Source organism: Microvirga sp. P5_D2 (genome assembly GCF_054049475.1).
This window is the reverse complement of record NZ_JBFUMH010000364.1, coordinates 1-1,313: the sequence shown is the minus strand read 5'-3', so window position 1 is coordinate 1,313 and position 1,313 is coordinate 1. Positions and strand designations below refer to the sequence as shown.

At 54.4% G+C, this 1,313-nt stretch carries 2 protein-coding genes; both read right to left on the bottom strand.

Annotated features, from left to right (window positions below):
• Positions 1-165: 165 nt before the first annotated feature.
• On the bottom strand, positions 166-681 hold the full coding sequence (locus tag ACXJKO_RS31695) for an A24 family peptidase (protein ID WP_457094966.1): 516 nt from the start codon (positions 679-681) through the stop codon (positions 166-168).
• Between the two features lie 119 nt (positions 682-800).
• A complete protein-coding gene (locus tag ACXJKO_RS31690; RefSeq protein ID WP_457094965.1) occupies positions 801-980 on the bottom strand; it encodes a Flp family type IVb pilin in 180 nt (59 codons plus the stop codon).
• Positions 981-1,313: the final 333 nt, after the last annotated feature.

Sequence of the window (1,313 nt, the reverse complement as noted above, 5' to 3'; positions counted from 1 at the left end):
GCTTGAACCGGAGTGACAGCGACGCCTGGTTTCATAGACAGGGCAAGCCAGCCGGCAAGACTGCCTGCGCCGATGGCGATAACGAGAATGATGATGCGCATCATGATCGGAAACCTCGCCGTACCGAAATTAAGATTATGACGAAATCCTGCCGGCCTGTTTCGCTCATGACAGCACCGTCATCCATTTTGTGCTTGGGAAAATGAACAGGGCTGCTGACGCAATGGCAATGCCGTAGGGCACGCCGGAATCCTGCGCGTGCAGCTGTGCGATCCATGGTACGCGACGAGCAGAAGCGGGAAGGGGGATTGAACGAAACTGGAGCAGGGCGAGAGTCAGGATGCCGCCGAAGAGGGCGGTGTAAACAACATAGGGAAGGGCGTGCTCTGCGCCGATCCAAAGAACGACAACAGCGCTGAGTTTCGCATCTCCGCCACCGATCCAGCCGAGCGCGAAAAAAATGAACATGCCGGCCAGAACGCTCAGCGCTACTGCAGCACTGAAGCCGATTTGCACCGCTCCAAAGCCGGCAAGCGGTGCCAGAGCCGCATAAATGCCGAGAAGAAAAAGGACGAGCTCATTGCGGATCTTCATCGTGGCAAGGTCCATCAACCCTGCCCAGACTGTCGCAGCAGCGAAGCAGAGACTTGCCGTGAGCGCTGCAACAGCAGAGATCGTCATTGCTGCCCCTTAGTGGTCTATGACGCGATTATCGCGACTGTTTCTAATGATTGTGCGGAGGAGACATTGAACTCCTCCGCAGAATTTAGTGTGGCTGAGATACATGAAGTATCAAAGAGTTAGGGTGTGTTTGCGTCGGTGAGCGCGGTCGCGATCCTGTCGAAGGTGATATCGAGCTGTGTACCAACCAGACCGACAGCGGTAATGATGACGACTGCGATAAGGGCAGCGATCAGGCCATACTCGATAGCAGTGGCGCCAGACTGGTTTTTGAGAAAGCGCGAAACGAGAGACTTCATAATTTTTATACCTCGGTTTTAGTCCACTGGTCTGCCGCATCGCTGATGCGGCCCCCCACAAGCCCTCGTGGCTGTGTTAATGCATTGAAAAGCTTTTTTCCGGCGTCCGTCCATTCGGCTTGATGGTCTAGTGCTTCCACGCCTCCGAAATCGACCAAACGGCCTAGGGAAAGTTACAGGTTCTCCTGATAGGCATCCTGCCCTTCCACGGGTTCGGTACCAAATCTTTCACGCGTTCAGGAGGATTCGGAATGAACAGAAACGCGACGGTGTACCTGTTTTTCGTCATGTTCGTTTGAACGGGCCATCAGCTCAAAAAGATGTACTCAGTGC